The organism is Candidatus Darwinibacter acetoxidans (assembly GCF_041936445.1).
GTDB lineage: Bacteria > Bacillota > Limnochordia > Darwinibacteriales > Darwinibacteriaceae > DTU010.
On sequence record NZ_JBHGXH010000284.1, the window covers coordinates 1 to 5,999 of the forward strand.

Below are 5,999 nucleotides of genomic sequence, written 5' to 3' on the forward strand. Positions count from 1 at the left end.
CACTGAGCGGCAGCTCCATCAAGTTGCCTTCAAGATGAATATCTTCTTCCCCCACCTGCAGCTGCCCGGCCAGGTATTCCAAAACCTGCCGGTGATAGTCCTGTGCCAGGCCGCTGGGAATAGAGCTGCCCAGGATAAATACGACCAGCAATGCGGCAACTATTTTTCTCAACCTAGAACACCCCTTATTTATTTATGTTCTGGTTACCTTCTACTTCTGTAGACATTCTTAACCCTGAATTGGTTCCCGAAGCAGCCATACCCTCCGGCCTTCCGCTCGCCTGCCCGTGGGCATCTCATATTCCTTCCTTGCCGCCGATATAATGTTACAGGTGATTTTATGGGCCTGGCTCTCTTTTCGTTTAGAGGAAAACGCCGGAATAAAACTTTCCTGGCACTGCTTTTTTTTATTTTCCTTTTAACCGTCGCCGCGGCTGACATGGTCTATTTCCACAACCGGGTCTATCCCGGGGTTTATGTGAAACAGATCCAACTTGGAGGTAAAACTTACCAGCAGGCGGCATCAATCCTTGCCGGGCAGAAGATGATTTTAACCGGACCCAGGGGGGAAGCCGTATCCTTCACGCTCCGGGAGCTGGGCATAATGATCGACAGTAAAGCCACCTTCATGGAGGCCTATCAACAAGGCCGCAACCATCGCCCGCCGCGCTCTTACCTGGACCGGCTGGCCCTCTTGAAGAAAAAAGCCTTTATCCCCCTGCGCTGCCGCCTGGACGAAAACCGGCTGCGGCAGGCCCTGCTTCCACTGGCAGAGACTTTCAACAGGCCGCCGCAGGATGCCTATTTCCAAGCCGGCGCGGATGACAGGGAAGCTCTACTGGTTCCGGAAGAGCCCGGTTATCGCGTCCTCCAGGAGGAGTTCTACAAGCAGCTCCTTTATACCCTGGAAGTGCCGGGCTTGCCCCTGCAGATGCCCGTTCCCTACGAGGATATCCCCGCCCGGTTGACGGCGCTTGCGTTTAAGCAGATGGGCATATCGGCCCTGAGAAGTTCCTTTACCACCCGCTTCGACCTCTCGAAAAAAGACCGGGTGCACAATATTAAACTGGCCGCCTCGACCCTGGACGGCTGCATTGTCGCTCCCGGGGAGCTCTTCTCCCTTAATCATATTGTTGGCGATACCACCCCGGAAAAAGGCTACCGGGAAGCGCCGGTAATCGTGGGTGAAGAGCTGCTCCCGGGATACGGCGGAGGCCTCTGCCAGATCTCATCCACCCTCTATAACGCCGCCCTGCTGGCCAACCTGGAGATCGTCGAGCGCCATAACCATAATCTCACCGTGCCCTACCTCCCCCCCGGCCGCGACGCCACTATCGCCTATGGCGCCAGGGATTTAAAATTCCGCAATAGCAGCGGCCAACACATTTTAATTAACGCCGGGGTAAAAAACGACGCCTTAACTTTTTGGATCTTCGGCGCCCCCATGGCCGAGCGGGTGGAGATCAGCACCGTGGAGCTGGAAGTATTTCCGCCCCCGGTAAGATACCGGGTCGATCCGGCCCTCTCTCCGGGGACGGAGGAGAAAGATGAAGGCTCCCCCGGCTATGTTGTGGAAGTCTGGAAAACCCTTTACCGCGGGGATAGGGTAATCAGCAGAGAAAAAATTTCCGTAGATCGCTATTCCCCCTACCCCACCGTAATCCGGCGCGGGGCGCCTTAGACGCCCCGCCTCCCCTGCCTTACATGAACCTTCCCCGCTGCCTGAACATATATTAATCTATCAACGGCTTGAAAAAGCAGAGCGAGGAATTGAGCTTGAACCTGGCAACAGCGCTGGAACTGGCAGCCCACCGCTATCCCGAAACGGAGGCCATCATTACCCCGGAAAAGACCTATACATACAAGGAATGGAACGAAAGAGTCAATGCCGCAGCCTGGCAGCTGTATAGACATGGTCTTAAAGAGGGGGACCGGCTGGCCATCTGCGCCGCAAACGGCGAAGCCCCGGCCACGCTCTACTTTGCCGCCCATAAAACAGGGGCCACGGCCGTGTTTTTCCACGCCCGCTGGAAGCACGAGCAGATCGCTTACGCCATCGCGGAAGCCAACGTTAAGGCCATCTTTTACGACCGGAGCACCAAGGATGAAGCCAACCTGGCCCTGGAACGCTGCGGCAGGAAGGTAATCCGCATTGAAGAAGGCGGCGGCGCAAGCCCTAACGGCAGCGGCAGCGCGGCGGTTTTATCATATGACCATATGACCGCCGGCCCCCTAGACCAGGCTCCCCCTGTTGCGCGCAGCGATGCGCATACGGGAACCATCCTCTATACATCGGGCACCACCGGGAGGCCAAAGGGAGTTTGCCGCAGCTGCCGCAGCGACTACTACGCCTCCCTGGCCATAATCCTGGGGCACCGCTGGTCACCATTCGAGCGGATCCTCGCCGTGATGCCCCTTTACCATACCATGGGCCTGCACACGCTCATCAGCATGGTCCTTCTAAACGGCGCCTCCGTTCTTCTGCCCAGGGCTGAACCCTCCGCCTGCCTCCGCCATATAGAAATCAACAGTGTTACCGCCCTCTATCTTGTTCCCACCGTCTTCCATAACCTGGTTCAGTTTATCACCAATAACGAGAAAAAAAAGATCCCTGTCCGCAAACTGGCTTATGCCGGTGCCCCCATGCCTCCGCCGCTGGTGGTACAATGTTTCGCCGTTTTTTCGCCGGATGTCTTTGTCAATCAATACGGCAGCACCGAGATGCTGGCCATATCCTTTAATCCCGACCTGAAGCAAAAGCCCGCCTCCGCCGGGCGCCCGGGCCTGCATACCCTGCTGCGCCTGGTCACTCCCCGCAGGGAGCGCCGGGCCTTGCCGCACGAGACAGTTCCGCAGGGGGCAATCGGAGAAATAATCGTCAATGCGGGCCCCCAGGCTTTCCAGGGTTATCTCAATGGCAGCCCTGAAAAGGAGGCCGGCCGCCGGGAAGATGGGTGGTATTATACCGGCGACCTGGGATACCTGGATGAAGAAGGAGACCTGCACCTGGCAGGCCGGATCGACCACATGATCATCAGCGGCGGGGAAAATATTTATCCCGCTGAAGTGGAGAATGTGCTCATAGCCCATCCCGGGGTCAAGGAGGCCGCCGTTGTGGGCCGGCCCGATGAAAGATGGGGGGAAATCGTGGCCGCTTTTATCGTCCCCCGGTCACAAAAACTTGACTCCCGCGCCCTGGATGAGCACTGCCTGGCCGGCTCCCTGGCCCGGTACAAGCGGCCCCGGGAGTACTATTTCGTGGAGAGCATACCCCGATCCCCGGCGGGGAAAATCCTCTACCGCGATCTAAAGGAGCGCCTGGAATCCGGCGCTCACTACCATGGAGAGGAGATAGATCGATGACTGGAGCAGACCGCTTGTCTCATTTTGAGCTGCCGCCCCAGTGGTCCACCATGCGGGAAGCAGCGGCGCTGGAGAGCGGCGGCAGGCACATTATCCACATGGAAAAAGGCGATTACGCTTCAGCAGAATTCAAGCCGCCGCCGCAGGCCTGGGAAGCCTTGAGAGCATCGCTGGAGGAAGGCTACGTCCGCTATTCGCCGGGCGCCGGGATCATGCCCTTGCGAGAAGCCATTGCCGAAAAGATGACGGAAAGGGGAAGGCCGACCACACCCGAAGAGGTAATCGTCACGCCCGGGGCCAAGTTCGGCATCACCTCCACCATGCTGCTTTTTCTTGACCGGGGCGACGAGGTGATCATGCCCAACCCGGGCTACCCGCCCGACGAGTTTTGGGCCCGCTATCTCCAAGCCCATATCAGGCATGTAACCTTCCGCGATCCGCGCAACGTGGATACAGAGCACCTGGAAAAGCTGATCAGCTCCCGCTCCAGGCTGGTCATACTTAATTCACCGCAGCGGCCCAACGGCCAGTTGATTGAAAATATTGAAGAGGTGGCGGCGGTCCTGGAGCGCCATCCGCAAGTCATGGTGGCCTCGGATGAGATCTTCTCGCAGATAGTATATCCCCCCTATAAGCACCGCTCGCTTTCCGAATACCCCGGCTTGAAAGAGCGCACCGTGATCATTGACACCTTCTCCAAGTCTTATGTCATGACGGGCCTGCGCATCGGCTGGATCGTGGCCCCTGCCAATATAGCGAGCAAGTTCGATATCCTGCTGCAGAACAGTTTTACCAACGTGGCCACCATTATCCAGGAGGCGGCCCTGGCTGCGCTCAATGCCCCTGCGAGTTATCACGAGGAGATGCTGACCATACTAAAGCGGAAGCGCGATCTCGCCTTTTCCATCCTGAGAAGCAGCAAGATTCTCTCCACCGACAACGCCCAGGGTTCTTTCTACCTCTTTCCGCGCCTTCCGGAAGGCCTCTCAGACCGGGAAGCGGTGCGGCTGCTCTTAAACAACGGCGTCGCGGTAGTCCCCGGCTCCGCTTTCGGCAGCGGCGGCAGCGGCCATATCAGGCTCACTTTTACCCTGGAAGACGGAGTCCTTGAAGAAGGGGTGCGGCGGCTGGTCCGGATAATCGAGGAAAGAGCCGGGTAAAAAAAGAGCCCCTTTAATTTTACAAAATAACGCTGCGAAGGTGATGGCCATGTTCAAAAGAAAAGCGCTTTGCCGGCTGGACCCCGTCCCCAGGAGAGAGGGCCCCTACCTTTACGACTGGTTGAAGCCCTTGGATCTACTGCAGATAGCCCGCATGGAAAAAGAATTTTTCCCGCAGCCTTACAGTCTGTCTGCTCTAATCTGGCTGGCGCTGATGCCCAATACTTACTACATTGTTATTCGCCGGGGCCGGCTGGTGGTGGCCTACATCGGCTTCCGCCTCTTTGAAAAGGCTGCCCATACCAACAGCATGTGCGTGCATCCCGACTACCGCCGCAAAGGCCTGGCCAGGGAGCTGCAGCTGGTAGCCAACCAGGTGGCCATTAACCGGGGAGCCCGCTGGTTTACAGGGGAGGTGAGGGTCTCCAATACAGCCCAGCTCAATCACCTCATGAGCATGGGCTGGCTGCAGGTCGGCCACTGCCCTCGCTTTTTTAAAGACGGAGAAGATGTCATCGTGGTCTGGAAGTGGCTTTGATAACCCGGATAAGTTAACTCCTGAAGATGAGGATTAAGCCGCTGGCAATAATAAGGAGGCCGCCCAGAATCGTATGCAGGTTAAGCGGCTCACGGAATATGAGCAGGCCGGTTAAAGCGGCGACTACGGGTATCAAGTAAGAAAGCGTAACCACGTGCTCTATCCTGATTGTCCGCAGGCTGTCGTAGTAGAGGACGTAGGCCAGAGCGGTATGGATCAATCCCACAACAGCAGCAATAACGAGCTGCTTCAGCCCAAGCCGTCCGGCAAACTTGAAAAAAGGCAGCAGGATAAGAGAGGCGGTAAACATGGTGTAATAGACAAAGATAATGGCATTCATCTGGAGGTGCCTGGCAATGAGGGCTACCAGGGAGAGGCAGAAGGCGCCTCCCAGGGAGAAACCGATTCCCGCCGCATCGGTGTAAGAGAGTTTGAGCAGGCAGGGAAGAAGCATTATGCCTACGCCTAGAAGGGAGAGAACAAAGAGAAAAATATTCCTGGGATCGGCCCTTTCCTTGAGAATTAGCGGCGACAGCAAAGCCATGAACACAGGCTGCATATTATAAGGAAGAACGGCATTTCCCAGGGTGGTCAATTGAAAAGCGTTGAAATAGAAGATGGTATCCAGGGCGAAAAGCAGGCCGGCGATAGAGATGAGCAGGTACTCTTTAGTATAAAAATAAGAGAAGCGCTGCTCCCGGGGCAGAAGAAAAAAAAGGGCAAGAGTAGCCGAAACCAGGCGGAAAAAAGAGAGCTCCAGGGGGCTGAGCGCGCTCCACCGGGCGAAAGCGCCCATGGTGCCCCAAATCACGGCCGCCAGGAGCACTTTTATATAAGCCAGTTTATTTTCAATCGCAAAGCCCTCCCCGCTCTCTTTTTTATATGCCGGCGGGGAACGGCTCTATTACAACAAGCATCTTTCTCTCAAATAAATGGCA

Annotated in this window: 5 protein-coding genes; 4 read left to right on the plus strand and 1 reads right to left on the minus strand. The window is 56.6% G+C overall.

Features of this window, described 5'->3' with window-relative positions; translation table 11 throughout:
• Window positions 1-544: 544 nt before the first annotated feature.
• The 4 genes from ACE4YL_RS10945 (at window position 545) to ACE4YL_RS10960 (ending at window position 5,061) form a co-directional block, all read left to right on the plus strand.
• A complete protein-coding gene (locus ACE4YL_RS10945) occupies window positions 545-1,681 on the plus strand; it encodes a VanW family protein (protein ID WP_461369640.1) in 1,137 nt (378 codons plus the stop codon).
• A 95-nt stretch (window positions 1,682-1,776) separates the two neighbouring features.
• The gene (locus ACE4YL_RS10950) at window positions 1,777-3,363 is read left to right on the plus strand and encodes a class I adenylate-forming enzyme family protein (protein ID WP_461369641.1); all 1,587 of its coding nucleotides are present in this window, start codon (window positions 1,777-1,779) and stop codon (window positions 3,361-3,363) included.
• On the plus strand, window positions 3,360-4,523 hold the full coding sequence (locus ACE4YL_RS10955) for a pyridoxal phosphate-dependent aminotransferase (RefSeq protein WP_461369642.1): 1,164 nt from the start codon (window positions 3,360-3,362) through the stop codon (window positions 4,521-4,523). Before ACE4YL_RS10950 ends, ACE4YL_RS10955 begins: the two co-directional genes overlap by 4 nt.
• Before the next feature lie 49 nt (window positions 4,524-4,572).
• The gene (locus ACE4YL_RS10960) at window positions 4,573-5,061 is read left to right on the plus strand and encodes a GNAT family N-acetyltransferase (protein WP_461369643.1); all 489 of its coding nucleotides are present in this window, start codon (window positions 4,573-4,575) and stop codon (window positions 5,059-5,061) included.
• A gap of 13 nt (window positions 5,062-5,074) precedes the next feature.
• Here ACE4YL_RS10960 and ACE4YL_RS10965 read toward each other — a convergent pair whose 3' ends face one another.
• The gene (locus tag ACE4YL_RS10965; protein WP_461369644.1) at window positions 5,075-5,857 is read right to left on the minus strand and encodes a DMT family transporter; all 783 of its coding nucleotides are present in this window, start codon (window positions 5,855-5,857) and stop codon (window positions 5,075-5,077) included.
• Window positions 5,858-5,999 lie beyond the last annotated feature (142 nt).